The following is a 22,995-nucleotide window of genomic DNA, read 5'->3' as shown; positions in this document are numbered from 1 at the left end:
GAGTTTCACTGTATAAATACACAAATAACTGTATATATAGACAGTCACACTTATAGGACAACGCCCTATGCTCACTCATTTGTCGATACGGAACCTAGCCATCGCCAGCCACCTGGAGCTGGACTTTGCTGAAGGCATGACGGCTATCAGCGGGGAAACCGGCGCAGGCAAATCCATTGTTCTGGACGCTCTCGGCCTGACCCTCGGCGATCGAAGTTCTGCAGACATAGTGAGGCACGGTTGTGAACGGGCGGAGGTGAGCGCAGTCTTTGATTTGAGGCGTCTGCCGGAGGCGTTGGCCTGGCTGAAATCCAGAGAACTGGATAATGGCGCGGAATGCATCTTACGCCGAACTGTCACCAACGAAGGTCGATCTCGCGGCTACCTGAATGGGCAGCCCGTCACCATGCAAGACCTTCGCGAACTCGGCGAAACGCTCATGGATATCCATAGTCAGCATGAGCACCAGTCTCTATTGAAAAAGGAAACCCATCTGAAAATGGTGGATGACTTTGGAGGCCACTCCCAGCAGCTTCAACAGGTACGGGACCACTTTCAATCCTGGCGGCGCATAGCCGCCAAACTGAAAGAAAAGCTCAGCCACAGCGAAGAACAGGAAGCGCGACTGCAATTACTCACTTATCAGGTCGAGGAGTTGGATGCTCTAGCGCTGCTGGAAGGCGAGATTGAGCAATTGGAGCAAGAGCAGGAGCAGCTCGCCAACGCAGAAAATATCATCATGAAAGTTCAGCAGGTCGGCGAAGGTTGCCTGGAAGCCGATGGCGGCTGCATCGACCAACTAAGGCGCGCCATTCATCTGCTGGAGGAAATTAATCTCAACAACGCCTCTCTGCAGACTGCTCGTCAGATGCTGAACGAAGCCATGATCCAGCTTGATGAAGCCAACGGTGAGCTGCGCCATGTACTGGACAGCGTGGAGATCAACCCTGAGCGCCTGCAAGAAGTGGAAGCGAGACTGACCGCCATCTATGATCTTGCTCGCAAGCACCGCGTGGCCCCTGAAGAATTAATGACGCGCCATGTTGAGCTGGCGAGCGAACTCAACAGTTTGACTGATGGCGAAGAGAACCTGGAAAAGCTTGAAGCCCAATCCAAAGAGCTGGAGCAGAAGTATAATCAGGCGGCGAAAAAACTCACCTCCATGAGAACAAAAGCAGGAGAGAAACTACAAGGCGCGGTGAAAAAGCAATTGGTGAAACTAGGACTGAATCCTGAGTTCATCATCCAGTTCTCGCCTCTGAAATCCCCGTCTGCGCTGGGAGACGAGGAAGCTGAAATGTTAATCAGCATGAACCCTGGCCAACCACCCAAGCCTTTGCAAAAGATCGCATCCGGTGGCGAGTTGTCGCGAATCAGTCTGGCGATACAGGTCGTCGCTGCCGCATCCTCCGATACGCCTACATTAGTATTTGACGAAGTGGATGTCGGCATCGGCGGCGGCACGGCGGAAATCGTCGGGCGCATGCTGAGAGAGCTTGGGGCGAAAGCGCAAATTCTCTGCGTCACTCACTTAGCACAGGTGGCTTCCCAAGCTCACAACCACCTTTTCGTGACCAAGCATGTAAGCAGTGGCCAGACACAATCAGCCATACTCAAATTGGAAGGCAGCGACCGTATACACGAAATCGCCAGAATGCTGGGAGGTGTGGATATTACTGAGCACAGCCTGGCGCACGCGCATGAGATGCTGACTTCCAGCCAACTCCAGTAAGATTCCCTACGGCAAAAGGATTTGCTTGTGGCTTTATTTCCACACCGTCCGTATAGCTACCTGATGGCTATCTATATTAGCTATAAATTGGCTATATAAAGGAAGGCTCGATAAGTTTAGATAGATACGCAGGAATGCGATGGAGCAAATGGAGCAAATGGAGCAATGAGAGGACAGGATAGCGCTCCAGGGTTTACTCAGCGCTATCCCTACAAACCGGAAGCTATTTCTTCTTTGGCTTCACGTACAGCGTAAGGCTATGGTCAACGATTTCATAGCCGTGCTCTTCCGCAATTTCCTTTTGGCGCTTTTCGATAACCGGATCGAAGAACTCGATAACATCGCCGGTTTCCGCACAAACCATGTGATCATGGTGTTCATCATGATTGAGCTCGAACACCGCATGAGCGCCTTCGAAGTTGTGGCGAAGAATCAGTCCTGCGGATTCAAATTGCGTCAGAACCCGGTAGACCGTGGCCAAACCTACGTCGTCTCCCGCCTCCAGCAGCGCCTTATAAACATCTTCCGCACTCATGTGCCGGTTATCGGCGTTTTCCAGAATACTGAGAATCTTTACCCGCGGAAGGGTTACTTTCAGGCCTGCTTTCTTCAGTTCTACGTTTTCGTTCGTCATTTTACCGGGAAACCCAATACCAGTATCGTTGGCAATCAGTTATCATTCCACGTCACGCCAAGATAGTTTAAAAATATCCATGATGCAAAAGTTACGATCCCTTGTAATCCTCCTTATTATACACACTCTCACAGCCTGCACCTTCCCAGGCGTCTACAAAATAGATGTCCAACAGGGAAACATCGTGGAGAAAGAAGCTGTGGACCAACTCAAGGTCGGCATGAACCGTCGTCAGGTTCAGTATCTATTAGGCTCTCCAGTATTGGAAAGCACGCTCGACCCCAGCTACGACACCTATTTCTATTCTATCCAGCTGTCGGGCGGTAAGATTTATCGTCAGAACATCACTCTGGAATATGAGAATGACATTCTGGTGAATATTGCCAAAGCAAAGCTGCTGCCAGCTGATTTGGCGAACCCCGGCAAGGCTTACAAACTACGCGGCCAAGCTGAGCCTTCTGAGACAGTGGAAGAGACGGACGTTTATAAAACGACCAACTAAGCGTTCAGCAAAACAGGTTTGATTAAGTTTAGCTAGCCCTTTTTGGCCCGATTCAGTCGGGCCTGCTTCGGGTCTATTTTGAGTGGCCGATATATCTCAACTCGGTCGCCCTCTCTCAGGGCATGGGATTTGGGGTCTGAAATGGCCTTACCAAATATCCCCATCTTTGCCGACTCCAGCTCTATTTGCGGAAAGAAATGAGTGACGCCAGACATCTGGACCGCCTCATAGGCAGTTGTTCCCTCCACCACAGCCAGAGGAATGATCTTCTGCTGCTCAGGTAAGGCATAGGCTACCTCCACCTGAATTTTTAATTTATCCATGCTCACGCTCACTTCTACACATCAGCATTTTCGCCATTCGTCAGAGAATTCGATTCATAACGCAAAATAGGCGCGGCCTAGCGATAGATCACCTGCGCGCGTTTGCAGAACGCATCCACCATAGTTCCAGCGGCCTGGGAAAATACGGGCCCAAGCGCCATCCCGGTTAATGCGCCAGTCAGCTCATACTCCAGTGCTAACGCGACTTTGCAGGCAGCTTCGTCCAGGGCCAGGAAACTCCAACGGCCCTGAAGCTTGCGAAAAGGTCCATCCACCAATGTGAGGATAATTTCCGAAGGACGCACCAAACTATTACGGGTAGTAAAAGCGTGTCTTACTGAGCCCTTACTGACCTGGATGCGCGCAAGCATTTCATCAGAACTCTCTTGAATCACTTCCGTCATTCCGCACCAGGGCAGGAATTCAGGATAGGCGCGCACGTCATTCACCAGATCATACATGCGCTCAGCAGAGTATGTGACCAGCGCACTACGACTAATCTGGGGCAACCTCGTTCTCCTCTTCTACGTTTTCAACATTCACTTCCGGGTTCACCGGGGCGGATTTCACCAAATCCACCTCTTCCGGTTCGGCCTCTTCCAGGACTTCCTTACTGCTACTCACGACTTCTTCCGAGCAAAGCCCGCCGTTTTTCGGAGCGGTGAATTCACAGCTATGTAGCAGCAAGTCAAAAACCATGGAGATTTGTATAACAATCAACACAGGAACACAAAAGTATCTCAGCAGCGGATAGCCCCAGCGAAACAAGCGCTGCTCGGGGCTAAGGCGCAAGGCCTGTGCAAGCCGCTCATAGGGGAGCACATAGCCGCATAGTACTGTCAGCAGACATCCCGCCACCGGCAGCAAGATCGTGGATACCACAAACTGCAGCAGACTGAATAGCGGAATGCCCGCCAGTTGCCAATGCCGATGTCCCGCCATGGACATAACCAGCAATGCGCCCAGCCCCCATAACGCAACGTGAGTGATGGACGCGGCGCTCACCCGCGATAAGGAGTATCTTTCCTGTAGCCAGGCGACGCCGGGTTCAATCAGGAAAACTGCAGAGCTCCAGGCGGCCAGCGTGAAAAAGATAAAGAATAAAACGCCAAACACTGACCCCATCGGCAGCTGACCCAGCGCCAGTGGAAGCGATTGAAAGATCAAGGAGAACCCCTGGTCTGGAGGCAGTTCCGCTTTTAACAGCCAGGACAACACCACCAGCCCCGCGACAGCGCCAACTAATAGATCCACAAAAGAGATGATCAATACTGAGCGCCCGACTTTGCCATGATTAGGCATGTAAGCGCCCAACACCATCATGACGCCTGCGCCAATGGACAGAGAGAAAAAGGCGTATTTGTAGGCGGCCAGCACGCCCGCCCAGGAAAGAGAAACCGACTCGAATGAAAACAGGTAGCTAAGAGCCCCGCCCAAATCACCATAACGCGCGCTATAGACCAGCATCACCGCAAGCATCACGAACATCAGAGGGACGATGTACAACATCGCCTTTTCCAGACCGTGATAAACGCCTTTCACTGAAATGAGAAACACCAGACCAATGAACACGCTTAGCCAGATGATCATAACGGTGGTGTTTTGTTGTAGCGCGCTCAACACGGCCGGCATGGCGCCGGGCTCAATGCCTTGAAACTCGCTGAAGGCTGACTTCAGCGCGTAAGACAGCCCCATTCCCGCCACTAATGAATAGATCACCACCGTCAGCAACGCGGCGATGACCATAAGGCCTCCGGTCCAACGCCACAGAGAAAAGCCTGAGCTTTGACCACCCACGCTCTGTAACACGTCAACAGGGTTGCGACGCACGTAGCGCCCAAGTCCTATTTCCAATACCGCCAGAGGCAAGGTCAGGGTCAGCAGCGCCAACGTATAGGCGATAAGAAAAGCCAGTCCGCCGTATTCCGCCATCAGGGAGGGAAATGTCCAGATGTTGGCGAACCCCACGACAGCGCCCACGCCCGCCATGACGAACGTGCGCTGCCTGACCCAGCGGTCACGGCCCTGCAACAACATTCCAACTTTTGAATTCAAAGGCACTCAGACATCCGTTAATTCACAGCAATTGAGAGGTTCGACGGAATTCTACGTCGACGACGATGGCGCATTGTAGCGGATTATGCTGACCCAAGTCAGGAGACCTTAGCCATATGGATCAGGTTAATTTACAATAGCCGACTTTGTCCGAGAATCGTAAGGAAATATGAGTCAAGCCAAAAACAAAAATACCGGGTCCACCATCGCCCTGAATAAGAAGGCCCGCTTCGACTATCACATTGTTGAAAAGTTCGAAGCCGGCCTCGCGCTAACCGGTTGGGAAGTAAAAAGCCTGCGCGCCGGAAAGTGTCAGTTAGTGGATTCCTATGTATTACTGAAAGACAGTGAAGCCTGGTTGTTAGGCGCCCATATCACACCGTTGAAGGAAGCCTCCACTCACGTCATTGCAGATCCCACCCGCACTCGTAAGCTGCTGCTGAATCGTCGTGAGCTCAACAAGCTGATCGGCGCAGTGTCGCAGACGGGCCACACTTGCGTGCCTTTGGCCCTTTACTGGAAAGGCAATAAAGTGAAATGCGAAATTGCCCTGGTGAAAGGCAAGAAGGATTTCGACAAGCGCGAAACCGAAAAAGAGCGCGACTGGAATCGTCAAAAACAACGCGTTATTCGCGATCATGTTAAGCAGTGACCCAGTCAGGATAGGAAAGACGTTCTTATCCTGATTCTCTCCTTTCTCACACTTCATTGCCGTATCGGGTTGAGCTAACGCCACTCCCCTACCATACTTACCCGTCAAAGCAAGCGTTTGCGCACGACCGTATTCCGTCGACAACGCATAACGCCGAATCTAACCTTATTTAGTCACGGACAGCTTTGACGAGGCGGCTATGAAATCACATGGAGAGCCGATGTCGGCGGTAGACACCGCCTGGTTGCGCATGGAGCGTCCCGCCAACCTGATGATGATCTGCATCGTGCTGGTCATGGAAAACCCCGTCCATGCCAGCGAACTCAAACAATTATTCACCCAGCGTTTACTGCCCCTGCCCCGCTTCCGACAGACAGTGCATAAAACCGAACATGGCTGCTTCTGGCGCGACGACGCCAACTTTAATATCGACAATCATGTGCATTTAGTTGGACTACCCGGCGCGGGGAACCAGCAGGATCTGCAAGATCTGGCCAGCGATATCAGCAGCACGCCGCTGGATTTCAGCAAACCGCTCTGGCAAGTACATTTGGTCGACCGTTACCAGAGCGGCTCCGCGATGATTATTCGAGTTCATCACTGTATCGCGGACGGCATTGCGTTGACCCGGGTCCTGCTGTCCTTAGCGAATCAAAAAGACGGCTGCTCAGCGCCTCAACAGGTTAACCCGATATCAAAACCCGCCTCTTGGAGTGGCGTCGCCGCCAAGGCCCTGCATAACGCCATGCATATCGGGCAGGAAATAATAGAAGAAGGCAAGTCTCTGGCGCGCCATCCAGAGCAACTCCTGGCCATAGCGCGCCAAGGCGTCGCAATGGGGTCGGAGGTCGCCCGCGTCGCCGCGCTGCCGGCCGATCCAGCCACCTGTTTTAAAGGCGATCTAAGCGGGAGAAAGCGCCTCGCATGGGCGCAGCCATTAAACTTCCCACAAGTAAAGCAGACTGCGCAGGCTCTGAAAGCGACCATCAATGATGTGTTGTTGTGCGCGGCTACCGGCGCTTTGCGGCGTTATCTGGTGGAACGCTGCATTGAGCTGGATGTGGAAACAATTCACGCCGCCGTGCCTTTCAACCTGCGCCCATCGGAAGAGCCGGCCGACGCTCTGGGCAACCAGTTCGGCCTGGTGATTGCGCCATTGCCGATCGGCGTTCATGACGTGGCGGAACGTTTTGAAGCAGTGCGCCGCGATATGCTGGCGCTTAAGCATTCTCAACAGGCGAAAGCGTTTTACGGATTACTGGGGTTGCTTGGCAAAGGCCCGGACTTTCTGGAGCAAACGGCATTGGAGATGCTAAGCAGAAAAGCGTCTGTAGTGATCACCAATGTGCCTGGCCCCAAACAAGCGCTATATCTGGCGGGCAGTAAATTACTGACGCCCATGATTTGGGCGCCGCAATCTGGAGAGGTCGGCATCAGCCTCAGCATTATCAGCTATGATGGAGCAATTCAGTTCGGCGTCGCGGTAGATCAGGGGCTGATACCCGATCCAGACAAGCTGGCCGGCTACTTTGTCGACGCATTTGCAGAACTGCGAGCACTGACCAAAACCCGCTCCGCCAGTTAATCGAGTTTCTCTGCGAACCCACCGCCCAGCGCCTGATACAACGCCATCATATTCTGCAATTGCGCCAGACGGTTCGCAGTAAGCTGCAATTGCGCAGAGCGCCGTGTTTCCTGCTGGTCCAGCCAGGCTTGCACGCCTGTGGCGCCGGAGCGATAACGGACCTCCGCCAGACGCTCGGCTTCAGAAGCCAGCTTGAACGAAGTGCGCAATGCGTCTTCCTGGGCCATCAATTGTGTTCTGGCGGAAAGTTTATTTTCCACCTCCGCCAACGACGAATAGAGTTTCTGCCTGAACTCAATCACCGCCTGCTCATAGGCGGCTTCGGAGACCTGAATATTCAATTGCGTCTGCCGCCACTGCAGGAATGGCAGACTGAGTCCCGCCCCCAAGGATGCAACGGGATTGCGCAAGATATCCGCCAGTTCCGAACCGCCTGTCGCCAGCGATCCGGTCAGGCTGAAGCTGGGGTAATAACTGGTGCGACTATGGTCCGTATCAGCCAGAGCGCTGCGCAAACGCATCTCCGCCGCCTGCATGTCCGGCCTTCGCGCCAGCAATGCAGCAGGGGTAGCCAAAGGCAAAGTGGGCATCGCCATTGCAGGCAGAGTTTTGGGGTCAGGCGTGGTGTTTTCCGGCGCCTGATCAAACAGAATCGCCAGGGCGTTTTGCGCTTCCACTTTGTCCTGCAGCAGTGTGGTCAACGAAGCGCGCTGACTCGCCAGATTCTGCTCAGCCTGAATCAAGTCCAGATTGGAGACCGCGCCGCTACGATGTTTCACTTGAGCCAGTTCCAACGCTTTGGCCGTGTATGCCAGCGACGCCTCGCTCGCGGCGATAGATTCATTCAGATAGGCCAGACGCCAATACAGATTCGCAGTGGTCCCGATCAACGCCAACGCGGCGCCCGCCCTGTCCTGCTCGGTCGCCATCGCTTCCCAATGAGCTGTGTCGCGAGCGCTGGACAGCTTCCCCCACAGATCAATCTCATAGCTCAATCCAAGAGAAGCGCCAACGGATTTACTGCTGGTATGAGCGTCAATATTGCGCTCCCGGGAAGCGCTGAACTGCGCGGTGACATCCGGCGTCAGATTGCCGTCTGCGATGCCTGCGCGCAGTCGGGCCTGACGCACTTTCAACGCCGCCAACGCCATGTCGCTGTTACTCTGCAGCGCCCGTTCGATCAAGCCATTCAATTCCTGATCCTGAAACGCCCGCCACCATTGCTCGGACGCCAACGTCTGCTCTCCATTCACTGGCGCATAGCTCCAGGAGGCGGGCAGCTCCAATTGCGGCCGCGTATATTGCGAGCGCGCCAAGCCTTCACACCCCGTCAACAGCATGGAGGACAGCAACAAAAGAGCTATGTGTTTTTTCCCGCCCGCGTTTATGGAACTCACTCGCTTTACTCCAAACTTCATGCGATTACCGTACATCAATCACTCCCGCGCCAAGGCTTCAATCGGGTCCAGCCGCGCCGCATTTCGCGCAGGCAAAAAGCCGAAAAGCACGCCGATCAGGGAGGAGCAAACCACCGCAGAGACGATCGCAGTGACGGAAAATGACATCTGCATATCCTGCACCAGCAACGAGAACAGACCGCCCACGCCGAAAGACAGCAAAATACCGATGCCGCCGCCGATCAGACACACCATCACGGCTTCAATGAGGAACTGTTGCAATATATCGCTCTGCCGGGCGCCGACCGCCATGCGGATGCCAATCTCACGAGTACGTTCAGTGACTGACACCAGCATGATATTCATGACGCCTATGCCGCCGACGATCAAAGAAATGACGGCGATGGAGGACACCAACAGGGTCAAAGTGGTGGTGGTTTTCTCGACCGCCTTCAAAATACTGTCGGTGCTGAACGTGAAAAAGTCCTTCACGCCATGACGCAGGGTCAGCAAACGAATGATGCCTTGCTCCGCCACGGCGCTGGAAATCCCGTCCGGCGTGCGAACAATAATGGAACTGAAATTCTGCCTGCCAATCAGACGAGTCGTCGCGGAACTGTAGGGCATCCACACTGACAGATTGCCGCCGCCTCCGAACATATCGTTTTTGTCCTCCGCCACACCGATCACAGTCCAGGGCGAAGCGCCAATCAAAATCACTTTGCCAATAGGGTCATCGCCACCCGCGAACAGCTTCTTGCGGGTATTATTGTCGATCACCACCACCTGCGCCTGTGTGCGAATATCTTCCCGCAACAGCGGCCGGCCTTCCGCAACAACCAGTCCTTTCACGCGGAAGTACTGTTCGCCAACTGCATTCACGTTCACATTGGCGGCGACATTGCGGTAGCGCAGTTGCTGGCTGTTGACGATACTGGGCGTCACGCTGTCGACAAAGGGCTGCGCCTGTAACGCCTCCACATCGGCGGCCACCAAGGTATCAATGGCGGCGGCTCGCTCATCCCCCCAATCCTTACCGGGAAAAATCTCGATGGTGTTGACGCCAATGGAATTGATGTCGCTGATGACTTTCTGCTTGGCCCCTTCGCCGATGGCGACAATACTCACCACGGCGGTGATGCCGATAATAATGCCGAGCATGGTCAACAGCGTTCGTAGCCTGTGAGAGGTCATGGCGATCCAGGCCATTTTAAACGCTTCAGTGAAACGCCCCAGCCAGGCGCCTCGCGCCTCTTTGCGGCCTGTCGCCGAAGTAGCGTCGGTCGCCGACGACGCGGACGCCTCCGATTCCGAAACGGGATTCACCCGGTCAGCAATAATTTCGCCGTCCTGAATCTCAATGATTCGTTCTGCTTTCGCCGCCACTTGCGGATCATGGGTCACGATAATGACGGTGTGCCCCTGCTGATGCAGCTCTCGCAACACTGTCATGACTTCCTGGCCGCTGCGCGTATCCAGCGCGCCAGTAGGCTCATCCGCCAGAATGACTTCGCCGCCGTTCATCAGGGCTCTGGCGATGCTCACCCGCTGCTGCTGACCACCGGAAAGCTGGCTGGGCTTGTGCTCACAACGCTCCTCCAACCCCAGGCGCGACAGCAACATGCGCGCCCGCTCCCGACGTGAACTTTTGGAGACGCCGGCGTACACCGCCGCCAACTCCGCATTGCCTAACGCATCCAGGTGCGACAGCAGATGATAGCGCTGAAAGATAAAACCGAAGTGATTGCGGCGCAGGGCGGCGAGCTCATCGTCATCCAGCTCCCTGGTTTCCCTCCCGCTGATTTTATAACTGCCGCTGCTCGGGCGGTCCAGGCATCCCAGAATATTCATCAAGGTCGATTTTCCCGACCCCGATGTCCCCATTATGGCGACTATTTCACCCGGATAAATCTTCAGGTCCACGTCTTTCAGCACGGCGACCTGCTGCTCCCCTGCCTGGAAAATCCTGTTCAGGGCGCTTATTTCAATCAAAGGCTCCTTCATACAGCGAGCTAGCCTCCGATAACAACAGAGGTTTCACCGTCTGCCGGAACTGACAGGCTGTCGCCGAGGATCACATTGTCTCCATCATTCAAACCGGACAGCACCTGCACGTAAACGTTGTCGCGGATGCCGGTTTCAATGGTTCGGTCTTCCGGCTGGCCGTTCACCAGCACACGCACTTTGTGCTCTGCGCCGCTGATCTCCTGGTCGGGATCTAACGCCGAAATAGGAATGCTCAGCGTTTGCGATTGTCTATTAATAATGATGGACACTTGCGCCGTCATGGCTACTCGCAGGGAGTAGTCGGAATTCGGCGCTTCCAGCACACCGCTGTAATAGACGGCGGTGGTGGAGTTGCTGACGGAACCGTTGTCGGAGATATTGTCCGGGGCCAGCTTGATGGTGCGCAGGACACCATTGTATTGACGATCCGGATCGCCCAGAACCGTGAAGTTCGCCTCCTGGCCGGACTTCACTTTAGTGACGTCCGCTTCGGATATTTGCGCCTTCACCGTCATCGTGTCCAGGTTTGCGAGGATCAGCAGCGTCGGCGCCTCCTGGGTCGATACCAGGGTTTGTCCCTGTTCGAATTTAGTGGCGATCACCACGCCGTCCATCGGCGCTACGATCTTGGTGAATCCGAGATTAGCCTTCGCGGTTTCGACCTGGATTTCCGCCTGACTGATCTGGGCCTCCAGCGCTTCAATGTCGGCCTTCGCGCTTTCCAGCTGGGCGCGTGCGTTTTCCAGCTCGGACACGGACGCAGCCGCCTGCGCATTCATCTCACGCTGGCGTTTAAACTCCAGCTCGTAGTAACGCAGCATGGCCTCACGGGACCGCCGCGACGCCTTGGCGTTTTTCAATTCCGCCATGGCGCGGCTCAACTCATTGCGCTGTAACACCGGATCGATTTCCGCCAGCAGTTGGCCTTTGGCCACCCTATCGCCGACAGAGACGTTCATGGACTTCAACTGCCCGGTAACCTGAGCGCCCACCGCCACTTGCTTGGCGCCTTCCAGGACGCCGGTGGCCAGCACCGTTTGCTCTATATCCCGCTTTTCCACAGGGGCGGTAACGTATTCAACGGGCTCAGGCTCGAACCAACTCTGAGCGTTCCAGCCGACAGCGGCCAAAACAACAAAAATGACCACTCCCACCACAGCAGGACGACGCGATTTCTTTGCCATGCGAATTACACAAGAAGTTAATTAATGAACACAGATATGTTGAAGTCGCCGTGAACCCGGCATCCGCCAGGGGGCGACGTTAATCAGAGGGGCTGCTCCAAAGTAGAGCACTCTAGCGAATTTTGCCTAGAACTTCTAACAAAAACACAAAACATGGACAAGCTTTATGGAAACCGCAATGCGCCGGTCATCAAAGCTCAAAACCGCCGTGAAAAGAACAAAAAAAAGGGGCGCAAAATTGCGCCCCGGAAAATAGCCCGGACTTAAATACCGGACCCTCTCATGCATTCATGAATAACGTAGCGAGTACGTCGAATTACTCCGCAGACCAGTTGAACAGTTGCTCAACGATAGTGGTCAGAGGCTGGCTGTAACCTGCCGCATTTTTCGCGTTGGTTTTCCAGCTGGAAGGAATAGGTTGTCCTTTCGCCCAGCCAGAGCCGCCTTGGGTGTATTGAATGTTCAGGTTGTAGTTGGAGCTGTTGTTGTAGCCTTTAACGCCAACGTAGTAAGTTCCCGCTTCGTTTGCAGAGCACTCCTCGTTAGAGCCTTCCTGATATGGACGGCACTGATAGGTAGTGTCGCTTGGCTGGGCGCCTTTGTTCACGTACAGGTCCGCATCGCTGTCGCCAGTCATGGTGACTTTGAAGGAGCCAGTGGTGGTGAACGGACCGTAGAACGCCCACTTGTTCTGCTCGATTACGCCCGCTTTTTGCTCTGTCTTGGTCTCGCTGGTGGAACCAGTCGGGTTGTAGTAAGAGACAGCGTGCGCGCCAGGTCCAGGAGTCCACAGGAAGTCAGGGTGACGGTTGTTGTACCACTCGCCGCCAATGATGTCGCCGTTGGAATCCAGCTCCAGGTCATACACGTAACGAACGGTGTAAGTACGGTCGTATGACGGATAGTCTTTGTCTCTGTGAGTCGGGCTGGTTTCCACAATGTAAGTCAGCTTCATCTGAACGCCGACGACTTGCTTCGCTTCCTGAGCGCGATACTTGGAGAACTTGTCCTGGGTGTAATCGCTCATGGCGATAACCGCTTCTTGCGCTGTGTTGTAGGAAGCGCCAGTTTGCGGGTTGAAGTAAGTGTATTCGTACTTCAATACTGGCTGGTTCCATACTTCATAATCGAATGTCGCGTCGATAACGAAGCTGCGCTTGCTTACGCCGATCTGGTTGACCACCGCTTTGTGCCAGCTGCCTGGGTTGCTGTCGAAACAGGCTTGATCCAGGATACGTCCGTTTTCATCTTTGCCGGGATCTTTGGAGTTACAACGTCCGCCGATAAAGCGCACGCCTGGGGACGCTTCCGCCCACAACAATGTACCCAATGCTTTGATGTCGGATGGGAAGAACTTGATGTCCTTGCCTTCTGGCGACTTAACAGTGATGGAGCTAGATGGACGCGGCAGCATGTAAGCGGCAGGGGCCCAACCGTGGCACAGACCCATCCAGGCTTCAACGGAACCGTAACGATCCCAGTAGCCTTTACCGGACTCCCACATTTTCTGAGTCAGAGTGAAGTTGGAGTCGCCCACCAGCAAGTCGTACTTTTCAGACGGAGACAGGTTATCGATTTCGCCTGCGTCGATATATTCTTGCGGCTTGTGAGTGCTGGTCGCGAAAATCCAGTGGTCGTACCAGTTGGAGGGCCAGGAATCATTCAGCTTGGGATCGGCGTAGCGAATGCCCAGTGCTCCTTTGTAAAGACCCCAGTAGTCGTCGGACCAAGGCTGGCTGGCCAGGGAGGCTTTAGTCAGATTCGCAGTATCCATTTCGTGAACGTTGCCAATCAGTTGGTCGCCGTTGTCCACCAGGCGCGCAGCATTGTCGTTGCTGAGCTCCATAGAGCGCATCATCATGAAGCCGTTGCTGCGGGAACCATTCAACAGATCTCTGCGCAGTTCATCCTTATCTTCTACGAAGTCGCCGGAGAGAATTGCTTCGTCACTGAATACTGGCATAGCCAGATCGCCGTTGGCGGCTTCTTTGACAGGCACTTCGTCCATGACTGCGGCAGGGTTAGCGTGGAAACGCTCCAGATAGTCGCGAACGTACTGTGCGTCCTGGCCGGAAACGTCGGCCAAAGTGACGGCGGAGACGCTCAGCGCCAGAGTGGAGACAGAAAATGTAATAGCCCGTTTAAGCGTGTTTTTGTTCACGGTTATAACTCCTTTTAACCTAAATAAATCAGTATTTATATCTTTCCGTTTAACTGTTCAGATATTATGCGTAGCCATTGTTTTATATGTATAAAAGGCGGGGATCAGGCATATACATCAACTTATAAATATAAGCCTATGCCAGACCAAACAACGTATCTCCTTATATGCGGATCGTTCCATATCCTTTTACCGGCTAGGTTAGCCGGGCGGCAATCTATCAGGATTAGTCCATTTGGTCAAGCGTTTGAAACACGGCCTCTCACACCATCAAAAATTCACATAATTACTTGAAAAACATCAATAAAATTAAAAGCCGCCTATTTTCTTCGTGCAAAAAAAGAGCTGTAGCATCATTGTTTTGAGTTAAGTCAATACAACGGACTTAATACTCCATTCCAAAAAATCACAGCCATTTTTTATGAATACCTTTTCATGGCTACAATCCCCTAAAAGGCGAGGCCATTTTAATGCTCGCGCATTATATTAATATCGGTATGGAATACTGTTGACGCAGGTTTAAATTGATTGGAGTCAATAAGTTTAAGGGTGAATGCCGCGCAAGAAACAATTGAGAGGCGAGTTGCGATCTATCCGACCAAAGATTTATCCAACAAACTTAAAGAGGGTAACGATGGAAGTTTCGCCTCTCAGCGAACGCCTCCAGTCATAGCTAAAAAAGACGCTTGAAGATACGGCGGATGAAAAGGTTGTCAGCGCCACACTCACAGCAAGCAAAGCTCTGAGCAAAACGCTCAGAGCTTCATTTCGTTCATCAAGTCGAAACCGCCAGTTTTAGACTCAACGACAAGAACCGCTGGACTCTTTTAAGCCTTCGATTCTGTGTCCAAGAGAGTCCAGGTTGGAGACCGTCAACGCTGCGTCACAGGCTTCTGAGAAGAAGCCATAATCCATGGTTTTCACAGTTTGAGTGTCAACGGATTTAGAGTTAATGATGCGTATGTCTGTTGGGTCCTGCAGCGCCCCGTTCATGATTCTGTAGCCGGCGATGCTCGCCACACCGCGCCAGTACCCATTAGAGCCTGGGTTTATTGCAACGGTGTTGTCAAAGGTGACGGAGTGAGGCGCAGGCGCCGAATGGTCTGGGTTGTTCTTCCCCGTCAACACAAAGCCTGAGAGCCCGCTGTCTGTAACCGTGACATTTTTAACCAGGGCGCATGAGGCGCCATTAGCGAACTTTACGCCGAAGGCATGGGTGCGCGAAATGGATGCGACATCCACCAGGATATCCGCGAGCGGATTGCCAGTGAAGTCAATGCCCTCCCACACATCTGTTATTTTCGCCCCTCGAATTGCTATATTGAATTCGTCCCTGTCCGTTTTTTGTTCGCAATTTGCCTGCTTATCCAGATCATCAAAGTTTGAGCCGATAGTAATCCCGTCCGTTTGATATGGCATAGCGCCATCAATTAAGTGAGCGTAGATTCTTTCAATGCTGGGATTATTAATCCGAATATTATTCGAGCGAACGATGAGCAAGCCCGCTATTTGCTCCTCAATACGAATCAGGTTGTCGCTCCCACAGTTCGCAGGATCATGAATCATGCGAGAACTCCAGTCCTTACGCGATAGCAGTGAATTCTTGGTTAGCGTGCTTTCATCTTCCCGGCAGGGGCTCCAAAACATATCGTGGACGTACAGGTCGTTGATTGTCACGTTGTCAGAATCAGCAATCAGAACGCCAGGTCCGCGCCCATTGCCGCTGACTTCTACGTTACTCAGGGTCACCTTGTTTGCATTGTCTATCCAGATTCCAGCAGAATCGGACATAGAGCCAGAGGTCTTATTACCACCACGCACAAGCGCGATATTTTCCAACTCGACCTGCAGTGGCGCTTCAGCCGCGCCGCGGATCAAAAAAGCTCTGTAGTTTGAGGGATTCGCGAGATAGCTGGCGTCCGGCGCAAATAAGAATCTGGCGTTCTTAATCGCCATGCTTTTATTAACATCGACTCTCTTCTTGATCAGATAGGTCTGGTTCTCGCCATCCAAAAAACCCATTTCAGGCTGGTGATTATCAATGGCGTTGAATATCGCCTGCGTGTCATCCGCCACGCCGTCGCCCATCGCGCCATATTCTCTTAGCGTTTCCGCCTGAAGATACGGGCTGGCCGTCGCCGATAACAACGCCAGAAAAACTACTTTCTTCATGAATTATCCTTTCAAAATTACGCAATCATGCGCCTTTAAACCACAGTTACCCCTCAAAAACAAAAGCTCAAAGTAAGGCGGGTCAATCTTATCCGTTTTTGCTCCAATCAGGACCGAGTTTTCGCACTGCTCACTCAAAGACATCGCTCCGTTTTTAAGCGCCTACGATATTAGCCCCCTGCTGCACGCCACTTCCCTGCCCGTTTGACGCTTTCGCATATCGATACAATACTTTAAGCAACTACTGTCGGCGCCACAGTTATCCTGGCTTGGCGTCGGCGTTCGCCTTCTAAGCAGGTGGCGTTCTGATGTTTATATCAAAGACGTTGAAGTGGCGGAGCCTGCTCCTGACATTCGCATTCTTGCTGCCGTCCGGCCTGACCATTGCTGCGGACCCCGCCGCCGGGCTTCGGTTTATCACCGAAGAGTCGCCTCCCTATAACTACACCGAAAATGGCCAGCTGAAAGGAAGCTCCGTGGACTTGCTGGAAGCGGTGCTGCAAATTATCGGTTCAAAACAGACACGCAAAGACATACAGGTGCATCCCTGGGCGCGGGGATATCGTATGGTCTTGAACGAGCCGAATACCATGCTATTCAGCACCCGTCGCAATCCTGATCGCGAAGACTTGTTCCGCTGGGTTGGTCCTGTCGCCTCGTCGCCGGTAGTGCTTATGGCGAGAAAGCGTCGTGATTTTGAGGTAAAACAGTTATCGGATCTGGATGATCTCTCAGTCGTCGCGGTCGCCAGCGATATGGGCGAGCAGGTGTTGGACGCCTACAAAATTCCGAAAGATATCCGCCAGACCGTCTCACATCCGGATATCGCCGCCCGCATGCTGATTTTTCGCCGCATCCACCTGTGGTCCTATGGACAAAGAACCGCACTATGGCTGCTCAAACAACAAGGCGCCAAGGTGGAGGATTATGAGCCCGTATGGAGTTTCGGCTCCGCGGGAGATCTCTATTTCGCCTTCCACAAAGACACGCCCGATGAGACGATCCAGCTCTTTCAGCATGTCCTGGATCAATTGAAAAATGACCCTGGCGATGATGGACTTTCAACCTATGAGAGAGTGTTGAAATCCTACCTTGAGTAAATCCTTTCTACCGCTGTCATCACCGTGTAAAAAACACCCTGATCATAAAATACAAAAAATCCAGCAAGCCCTACGGAATAAAGGGATTGCGGTGTTTTCCAAAGAGATATCCACAGGTTGTGTGGATATTTAAAGGAGAAATTCTGCGCAACGCTGGAAGAGTTGGCGCAAAAATCACTCTAACGTCGCCACCAGACGACGTGCGGCGTCAAGCGCGGAGGCGCGGTAGCGGTCCGCCATCTGTAAGGGCTGCATGGAGTCTATGTTGAAATACAGAGAGGCGATGCCAAAAGCGACGGACTGCAGAGCATCGCCGTCAATATCGGGATAATCCCGTCTGAGAATCTCAGCGATATCGCCATAAAACCGCTCTGTCCATGAGCGCATGGCGTCGCTGATCGCCGCATCCCGGCTCGCGGCGAAGATCAAGGCTGACTCCAATTGCATGCGTTCTCTGTCATCGTCTTCATATTCAAACAGCATGCGCAGAAATGCTGGCGCGACTTCCATCGCCGGCAGGTCACTCAGCATCTCTCTCCACTCACGGTCATACTGCGCCGCCATTTGCTCGATTAGTTGCAGAGTCAGATCCTCGCGGTTGCCGACATAATGACGCACCAGACTGCGTTGCAGCCCTGACTCTTCCGCAATACGCTCCAACGTGCTCCCTTCCAGACCATATCGGGCTACACAGCGCCGAAAGGCCTGCATGATTTCTTCCGTTCTTTCCGACTTTTTACTTGGCCGCGCCATAACACCCCTCACATAAATTATCAGCATTGACAATTTATTCTTGCGCACATAGATTGTCAATAATGACAACTTACCTGTTTAACCAACCCGAAACGATGACACCGATAAAAAATCTGCACGCCGGACTCACCTGCGTGATGAGCAACAAGATGAACAACAAAGGGCAGCGCAATGAACGCCGCACCTGAAATAGGCTTATGCCGAATATTAAAAGAGTTCCGCTGGCGCGTTGGACTCACCTGGCTATTGGTGTTTCTCGAATATGCTCTGGACGCGGCCATCCCTCTACTGATCGGACTGGCGATAGACGACATGCTGTCCGGCGGTTCGACCCAACTGGCCTGGCTGGTTTGCGCCTTCGTTTTGATCACAGCCATCGCGGTCCTGCGTCGTTTCTATGACACCCGCGCCTATAGCAAGATACGCGTCAAACTGGGCTCAGAATTGGATCAACGACAGCAGGCGTTGTCCGTCTCCATTCGCAATGCGCGTTTGCATATGGCGACGGAGCTGGTCGACTTTATTGAAAAGGACACGCCGGAACTATTCGCGGCGGTCATCACACTGGTCGCTTCCGCCATGATTCTGTCGTCTTTCTCAATGGACCTTGCAATGAGCGCCCTCGGACTACTGGTCGCCATGCTGACGGTGTATCTGTGTTTCCATCATCGATTTTTCCGCCTCAACGGCGGCCTTAACTCACAGATGGAGCGCCAAGTCAGCATATTAAGCGCCCGCCAGCCGGGACAGTTGCTGAAGCATCTGCACGCCATACGACATTGGCAGGTGCGCCTGTCCGATGCGGAGTCCATTGTCTATGGTCTGATTTTTTTGCTGATCACCGCCTTCGTCGTACTCAACCTTTGGCTCTGTAGTAGCTATGTCGGCATAACAACAGGCGCCCTGTTCTCCATTGTCACCTATTCCTGGCAGTTTGGAGACGCGGCAGTCTCACTGCCGACGACATTACAGAGCTGGTCGCGCCTGCATGAGATTACGATACGTCTGAATAACCCGGAAGCTCATGGCGCCGCCTGATGTAAACTCAATCGCCCTTCTCTCAAGGGCGATTGACTCCAGCTGGTCAAGCCGCTAGTTTAGCCAAACTAACGCTATTCGCCCCGGGCGCTCGCCAGGAGCCTGATAGCGCAATCGACTCCAGCCTCAATGCAGTCTGCTCAAAGGAGGACAATGACAACTCAACACTGTTCCCACGCCAACCCGCACATTTGCGTCTGCCCGCATGTTTTCGACATGTCAGTTAAAAGCGGCGTTAAGCGCTTTATCGGGGTTGGAGAGCAAGCGGAATATCTTTGTGCGGAATGCGCCGATGCGGAAAACTTTAAACATTGCTATTGGTGCGATGACTGTTTTGTTGCGGCGGACGCCAATTGTTATTGGTCGATAGCAGGCATGCTGGAAATCAAAAGGGAACCGAAAGCATTCCTTTTTACCCGGCGGGAAATTCATCTCGACTTACTAAACGGACGCACCCTTCTTGACCTTGAGCCGCTAAAGAACCATCCCACGGACGCCATGCTTTTCACCGATGATGGCGGATTGTGGCGTGTGAATCTCCAGAATGGCGAATCCGTCCAGGTCGCAACCTTACCTGTTGAGCAGATCCATCCCGCTGGGGCAATTACCCTGAAGATCAGTCCTGACAATCAGTTTCTGGCCATCACCTCTTTGCTATACCGGCATGCAGACGAAGGCTCTTCCAATAAAGGCTTGGTGCTGGACCTCAGCTCTGGCGAGATCCTCATGCAGCTTGACGCTGGCGACTACCATATGGAAGAAGCGGACTTCCCCGTTGCTTTTTCCGAACATGATGGGAAAACCTTGTTAGTCTGCGCCACCGACTGGAATCAACTGGATATCTTCGACCCGAGAACAGGAGAATGTCTAACCCAACGCCATTCCGACACGCCACCAAAACATGATGAAGACGCTACTTTTATGAGTGAATGGAGCGGCGCCCTCGTTATCTCGCCTGACAACCAACGCATCGCCACTATCGGCTGGGTATGGCACCCTGTCGGCGTCGCCTACAGCTGGGACTTGCAGCACTGGCTTAACCACAACCCCTGGGAGCCGGACATCGGCGAATCCAAAGTCATGTACGCCAGCTGGGATTACTTCTGGTCCTCGCCCTTTTTCTGGATCGACGAAGACCGCATCTGTATTTGGGGATGCCAGGACCTGCATACCGACTACGACGTCCCCCTCGCCAGCGCAGCCATCTTCGACGTCAAAAGCGGCGACCAAATTAAATGGTTCGCCGGCCCCACCATGAACGCCTTCTACTACGACCAATACCTGTTCTCAACCACGGAAAAAGGCGACGCCATCACCATCTGGGACCTGGAAAGCGGCGCACTGCTATACGAATACCCGTGCGACCTTCCTGTTAACTATCTGCCGGGAAGTAGAGAATTTGTTTGTAATGAGGGTAATGGGGTGTTGGCGCTGTATGGGTGGAGTTTGTAGGTTTTCGGTATGAGTTTAATTGAGCTGGTATGTGGCGGGGAGTGAAAACGGCGTACTTAATATCTGAGTTCAATTTTTATTACTTACACAGGGAAAAAGACCCTGTAAATAATTCTGTGTATCTGCCAGGTTATTAAAGATACTCCGATAAGCGATCTTCGAACTCGATCATAAATCGGTTCAGCGCTGACTTCCAATTCCTGATCGGCATCGTCCATTTCTTCGATGCATCCATGATCGCCAGATACACCACCTTCCTCGCGGAATCATCTGTGGGGAACAGTTTCCGTTTTTTGACCACCTTCCTAATGACGCTATTAAGGGACTCTATGGCGTTGGTGGTGTAGATGGCCTTTCGAATGTCTGCCGGGTAGCGGAACAGGGTGCTGAGATTCTCCCAGTGAGCGCGCCAGAAACGGCTGATCTGGGGATATTTCTCATCCGATCGTTCGGCAAACCTGTCCAGCTCAGATAGCGCCTCTTCCTCAGTGGTCGATTGGTAGATCCGCTTCAGATCTGTCGTCACTGGCTTATAGTCTTTCCACGGCACATACTTCACCGCATTTCGCACCATATGCACGATACAGAGCTGTATCTGGGTTTGGGGATACACGGCTATTGATCGCTTCGGGAAAACCCTTCAGGCCGTCCACACAGGCGATCAGGATATCCTTCACGCCCCGGTTCTGTAACTCGGTCAGCACATTGAGCCAGAACTTCGCCCCTTCGGTTTCCGAGATCCACATACCAAGCAGTTCTTTATGACCTTCCAGATTCACTCCCAGGGCCAGATAGATCGCTTTGTTGATCACCTGCTTGTCCTGGCGGATCTTCACTACAATGCAGTCCAGGTATACGATGGGATAGATAGCGTCCAGCGGGCGGGATTGCCACTCCACCACTTGCTCGATCACGGCATCCGTGACTTTGGAAATCAAGGTGGCGGAGACATCCGCGCCATACATCTCCTTGAAGGTGGCCACGATCTCACGAGTGCTCATGCCTTTGGCGTAGAGGCTGAGAATCTTGTCATCCATGGTGGTGAAACGGGTCTGCTGTTTCTTGACCAGCTGAGGCTCAAAGCTGCCTTGACGATCTCGGGGAGTGTTAACTTCAAACTGACCGTCCTCAGTACGGAGGGTCTTACTGGAATAGCCGTTTCGGGTATTGTCTGAATCTGAAGGCTGATGCTTCTCGTATCCCAGAGCTCATCCAGCTCCGCATTGGGTGCGGCTTCGACGGTCACTTTGGTGAGCATCTGACGGAACTCGTTGAGATCCTTTTCTGTTTTCAGAGATTTGGCTGCCTCACGGGCAAATGCTTCTAGTTCTTTCTGATTCATTGTCTGCCTATCCTTAACCCCGCAATAGGGTACTAGTGATAGGCAGATACACAAATTAAATTACAGCCTCACCTAAAGTCGAATCACAGTCCGCGCACAGTCATTTCAAACTCACATCCATCGCATTTAATTCTGTATGCAGAACCCTTGTCATCGAAAATGTACTCGCCTCCGCAGCGAATACACCTTCTCTCGGTCTTACCATCGGAGCGAAATTCAGCAAATGCTTCTTCAGCTGAATCACACTCCTCTCGCGTAACTGTTGGTAGCTTTCGTTTACTCATAGCCGTAGATCGTTTTCTTCATGAATTTGTTCATATTTATTTTAACACCAGCTTCTTCAGCCCTTGTCATTGCATCTAGCAATAAATCGACTCGTTCTTGCTGTGATAACCCAGGTGAGTTTTTCGCAGCCCAATAGCTCGCTCTAAATTCATCGTTCCAAGCTCCAATATCGACAGAAGTTCCACGATGTGCCCTATGACCTAACTCATGAGCCAACACTGCACGCGTACTCATACTGGAGCGAGGATGAAAAGCTCCCTCAATCGGTAGCACATCTCCTCGAACCCTAATCTCATCAAGTCCATCTACGTATCCGGTTTGTCCGCCTTGATTAAATTTCAGGATGGAAGGATCACCGCCAATTTCCTCAAACTCTCGCGTTAGGACTGCAATATCATCATCGCTCAACTTTATATTCGCTGGTCGTCTTGCACCATTACCTTGAATGAACCTAGTACTGTCTGGAACACCATCTGCTTCCCCAATCACGAATCTAGCTGTAATCTTTGTAGGAAACGCGGGCCTAACAGCCCCCTCCTGCAAACTACTATATGGCCCTAGTTTAATATAGCTTACAGGTTCGTATAGGCCTACGCTTCGATTCATGACTCTCCCAGATTC

18 protein-coding genes and 1 pseudogene are annotated in these 22,995 nt (G+C 52.7%); 7 read left to right on the top strand and 12 right to left on the bottom strand.

The window, feature by feature from the left end; translation table 11 throughout:
• The first annotated feature begins 67 nt into the window (after nucleotides 1–67).
• Nucleotides 68–1,732 (top strand): DNA repair protein RecN, encoded by a 1,665-nt coding sequence (recN, locus tag KP814_RS11460; protein WP_216736899.1) that lies wholly within the window; start codon nucleotides 68–70, stop codon nucleotides 1,730–1,732.
• Between the two features lie 223 nt (nucleotides 1,733–1,955).
• On the opposite strand, the gene fur is transcribed toward recN, so the two are convergent.
• Nucleotides 1,956–2,366, bottom strand: a complete 411-nt coding sequence (fur, locus tag KP814_RS11455) for a ferric iron uptake transcriptional regulator (protein ID WP_011395166.1) — start codon at nucleotides 2,364–2,366, stop codon at nucleotides 1,956–1,958.
• A 184-nt stretch (nucleotides 2,367–2,550) separates the two neighbouring features.
• On the opposite strand from fur, the gene KP814_RS11450 reads away from it, so the two are divergent.
• On the top strand, nucleotides 2,551–2,868 hold the full coding sequence (locus KP814_RS11450; protein ID WP_164887379.1) for an outer membrane protein assembly factor BamE: 318 nt from the start codon (nucleotides 2,551–2,553) through the stop codon (nucleotides 2,866–2,868).
• Between the two features lie 32 nt (nucleotides 2,869–2,900).
• Here KP814_RS11450 and KP814_RS11445 read toward each other — a convergent pair whose 3' ends face one another.
• The 3 genes from KP814_RS11445 to KP814_RS11435 form a co-directional block, all read right to left on the bottom strand.
• The gene (locus KP814_RS11445; RefSeq protein WP_216736898.1) at nucleotides 2,901–3,191 is read right to left on the bottom strand and encodes an RnfH family protein; all 291 of its coding nucleotides are present in this window, start codon (nucleotides 3,189–3,191) and stop codon (nucleotides 2,901–2,903) included.
• Between the two features lie 77 nt (nucleotides 3,192–3,268).
• On the bottom strand, nucleotides 3,269–3,700 hold the full coding sequence (locus KP814_RS11440; RefSeq protein WP_127973285.1) for a type II toxin-antitoxin system RatA family toxin: 432 nt from the start codon (nucleotides 3,698–3,700) through the stop codon (nucleotides 3,269–3,271).
• Complete coding sequence (locus KP814_RS11435) at nucleotides 3,687–5,252, bottom strand: sodium-dependent transporter (RefSeq protein WP_371824056.1); 1,566 nt, start codon at nucleotides 5,250–5,252, stop codon at nucleotides 3,687–3,689. Before KP814_RS11435 ends, KP814_RS11440 begins: the two co-directional genes overlap by 14 nt.
• Nucleotides 5,253–5,415: 163 nt before the next feature.
• Here KP814_RS11435 and smpB point away from each other — a divergent pair, with 163 nt between their 5' ends.
• Together smpB and KP814_RS11425 are read left to right on the top strand one after the other, a co-directional pair.
• Nucleotides 5,416–5,898, top strand: coding sequence for an SsrA-binding protein SmpB (gene smpB, locus KP814_RS11430; protein ID WP_216736897.1), 483 nt, complete (start codon nucleotides 5,416–5,418; stop codon nucleotides 5,896–5,898).
• Between the two features lie 199 nt (nucleotides 5,899–6,097).
• Nucleotides 6,098–7,483 carry a wax ester/triacylglycerol synthase family O-acyltransferase gene (locus KP814_RS11425; protein ID WP_216736896.1) on the top strand — a complete coding sequence of 462 codons (1,386 nt, stop codon included), beginning with the start codon at nucleotides 6,098–6,100 and terminating at the stop codon, nucleotides 7,481–7,483.
• On the opposite strand, the gene KP814_RS11420 is transcribed toward KP814_RS11425, so the two are convergent.
• The 5 genes from KP814_RS11420 to KP814_RS11400 all read right to left on the bottom strand — a co-directional run bounded on the left by KP814_RS11420 (nucleotide 7,480) and on the right by KP814_RS11400 (nucleotide 16,404).
• Nucleotides 7,480–8,880, bottom strand: coding sequence for an efflux transporter outer membrane subunit (locus KP814_RS11420; protein WP_371824055.1), 1,401 nt, complete (start codon nucleotides 8,878–8,880; stop codon nucleotides 7,480–7,482). The genes KP814_RS11425 and KP814_RS11420 overlap by 4 nt on opposite strands.
• A gap of 39 nt (nucleotides 8,881–8,919) precedes the next feature.
• Entirely contained in the window at nucleotides 8,920–10,884 is a 1,965-nt protein-coding gene (locus tag KP814_RS11415; RefSeq protein ID WP_216736894.1) for a MacB family efflux pump subunit, read from the bottom strand.
• An 8-nt stretch (nucleotides 10,885–10,892) separates the two neighbouring features.
• Complete coding sequence (locus tag KP814_RS11410; protein WP_216736893.1) at nucleotides 10,893–12,071, bottom strand: efflux RND transporter periplasmic adaptor subunit; 1,179 nt, start codon at nucleotides 12,069–12,071, stop codon at nucleotides 10,893–10,895.
• A gap of 316 nt (nucleotides 12,072–12,387) precedes the next feature.
• Nucleotides 12,388–14,232: a pre-peptidase C-terminal domain-containing protein gene (locus KP814_RS11405; RefSeq protein WP_216736892.1), complete on the bottom strand. Its 1,845-nt coding sequence runs from the start codon at nucleotides 14,230–14,232 to the stop codon at nucleotides 12,388–12,390.
• An 801-nt stretch (nucleotides 14,233–15,033) separates the two neighbouring features.
• Nucleotides 15,034–16,404 (bottom strand): hypothetical protein, encoded by a 1,371-nt coding sequence (locus KP814_RS11400; RefSeq protein ID WP_216736891.1) that lies wholly within the window; start codon nucleotides 16,402–16,404, stop codon nucleotides 15,034–15,036.
• Between the two features lie 308 nt (nucleotides 16,405–16,712).
• Here KP814_RS11400 and KP814_RS11395 point away from each other — a divergent pair, with 308 nt between their 5' ends.
• Complete coding sequence (locus KP814_RS11395; RefSeq protein WP_216736890.1) at nucleotides 16,713–17,504, top strand: ABC transporter substrate-binding protein; 792 nt, start codon at nucleotides 16,713–16,715, stop codon at nucleotides 17,502–17,504.
• 174 nt (nucleotides 17,505–17,678) lie between these two features.
• Here the strand turns inward: KP814_RS11395 and KP814_RS11390 are convergent, their stop codons facing one another.
• On the bottom strand, nucleotides 17,679–18,257 hold the full coding sequence (locus KP814_RS11390) for a TetR/AcrR family transcriptional regulator (protein WP_216736889.1): 579 nt from the start codon (nucleotides 18,255–18,257) through the stop codon (nucleotides 17,679–17,681).
• 171 nt (nucleotides 18,258–18,428) lie between these two features.
• On the opposite strand from KP814_RS11390, the gene KP814_RS11385 reads away from it, so the two are divergent.
• Complete coding sequence (locus KP814_RS11385) at nucleotides 18,429–19,295, top strand: ABC transporter six-transmembrane domain-containing protein (RefSeq protein WP_216736888.1); 867 nt, start codon at nucleotides 18,429–18,431, stop codon at nucleotides 19,293–19,295.
• 153 nt (nucleotides 19,296–19,448) lie between these two features.
• Nucleotides 19,449–20,747 carry a WD40 repeat domain-containing protein gene (locus KP814_RS11380; protein ID WP_216736887.1) on the top strand — a complete coding sequence of 433 codons (1,299 nt, stop codon included), beginning with the start codon at nucleotides 19,449–19,451 and terminating at the stop codon, nucleotides 20,745–20,747.
• Nucleotides 20,748–20,880: 133 nt separating this feature from the next.
• On the opposite strand, the pseudogene KP814_RS11375 reads toward KP814_RS11380, so the two are convergent.
• Both KP814_RS11375 and KP814_RS11370 read right to left on the bottom strand, forming a co-directional pair.
• A pseudogene (locus KP814_RS11375) lies at nucleotides 20,881–22,089 on the bottom strand (IS256 family transposase).
• Nucleotides 22,090–22,365: 276 nt separating this feature from the next.
• A partial coding sequence (locus tag KP814_RS11370) for a hypothetical protein (protein WP_216736886.1) occupies nucleotides 22,366–22,995 on the bottom strand: 630 nt, incomplete at its 5' end.

The sequence above is a fragment of the Hahella sp. HN01 genome, from assembly GCF_018986435.1.
In the GTDB taxonomy this organism is placed as follows: Bacteria; Pseudomonadota; Gammaproteobacteria; order Pseudomonadales; family Oleiphilaceae; genus Hahella.
Note: the sequence above shows the minus strand (reverse complement) of the source record. Positions and strands in the feature narration are given on the sequence as shown.

Excerpts from the sequence above, each read along its gene's own strand:
- KP814_RS11425 (WP_216736896.1), top strand. The coding sequence starts at position 6,098 with ATGAAATCACATGGAGAGCCGATGTCGGCGGTAGACACCGCCTGGTTG.
- KP814_RS11380 (WP_216736887.1), top strand. The coding sequence starts at position 19,449 with ATGACAACTCAACACTGTTCCCACGCCAACCCGCACATTTGCGTCTGC.
- recN (WP_216736899.1), top strand. The coding sequence starts at position 68 with ATGCTCACTCATTTGTCGATACGGAACCTAGCCATCGCCAGCCACCTG.
- KP814_RS11410 (WP_216736893.1), bottom strand. The coding sequence starts at position 12,071 with ATGGCAAAGAAATCGCGTCGTCCTGCTGTGGTGGGAGTGGTCATTTTT.
- KP814_RS11445 (WP_216736898.1), bottom strand. The coding sequence starts at position 3,191 with ATGGATAAATTAAAAATTCAGGTGGAGGTAGCCTATGCCTTACCTGAG.
- KP814_RS11415 (WP_216736894.1), bottom strand. The coding sequence starts at position 10,884 with ATGAAGGAGCCTTTGATTGAAATAAGCGCCCTGAACAGGATTTTCCAG.
- fur (WP_011395166.1), bottom strand. The coding sequence starts at position 2,366 with ATGACGAACGAAAACGTAGAACTGAAGAAAGCAGGCCTGAAAGTAACC.
- KP814_RS11390 (WP_216736889.1), bottom strand. The coding sequence starts at position 18,257 with ATGGCGCGGCCAAGTAAAAAGTCGGAAAGAACGGAAGAAATCATGCAG.
- KP814_RS11385 (WP_216736888.1), top strand. The coding sequence starts at position 18,429 with ATGAACGCCGCACCTGAAATAGGCTTATGCCGAATATTAAAAGAGTTC.
- KP814_RS11395 (WP_216736890.1), top strand. The coding sequence starts at position 16,713 with ATGTTTATATCAAAGACGTTGAAGTGGCGGAGCCTGCTCCTGACATTC.
- KP814_RS11400 (WP_216736891.1), bottom strand. The coding sequence starts at position 16,404 with ATGAAGAAAGTAGTTTTTCTGGCGTTGTTATCGGCGACGGCCAGCCCG.
- smpB (WP_216736897.1), top strand. The coding sequence starts at position 5,416 with ATGAGTCAAGCCAAAAACAAAAATACCGGGTCCACCATCGCCCTGAAT.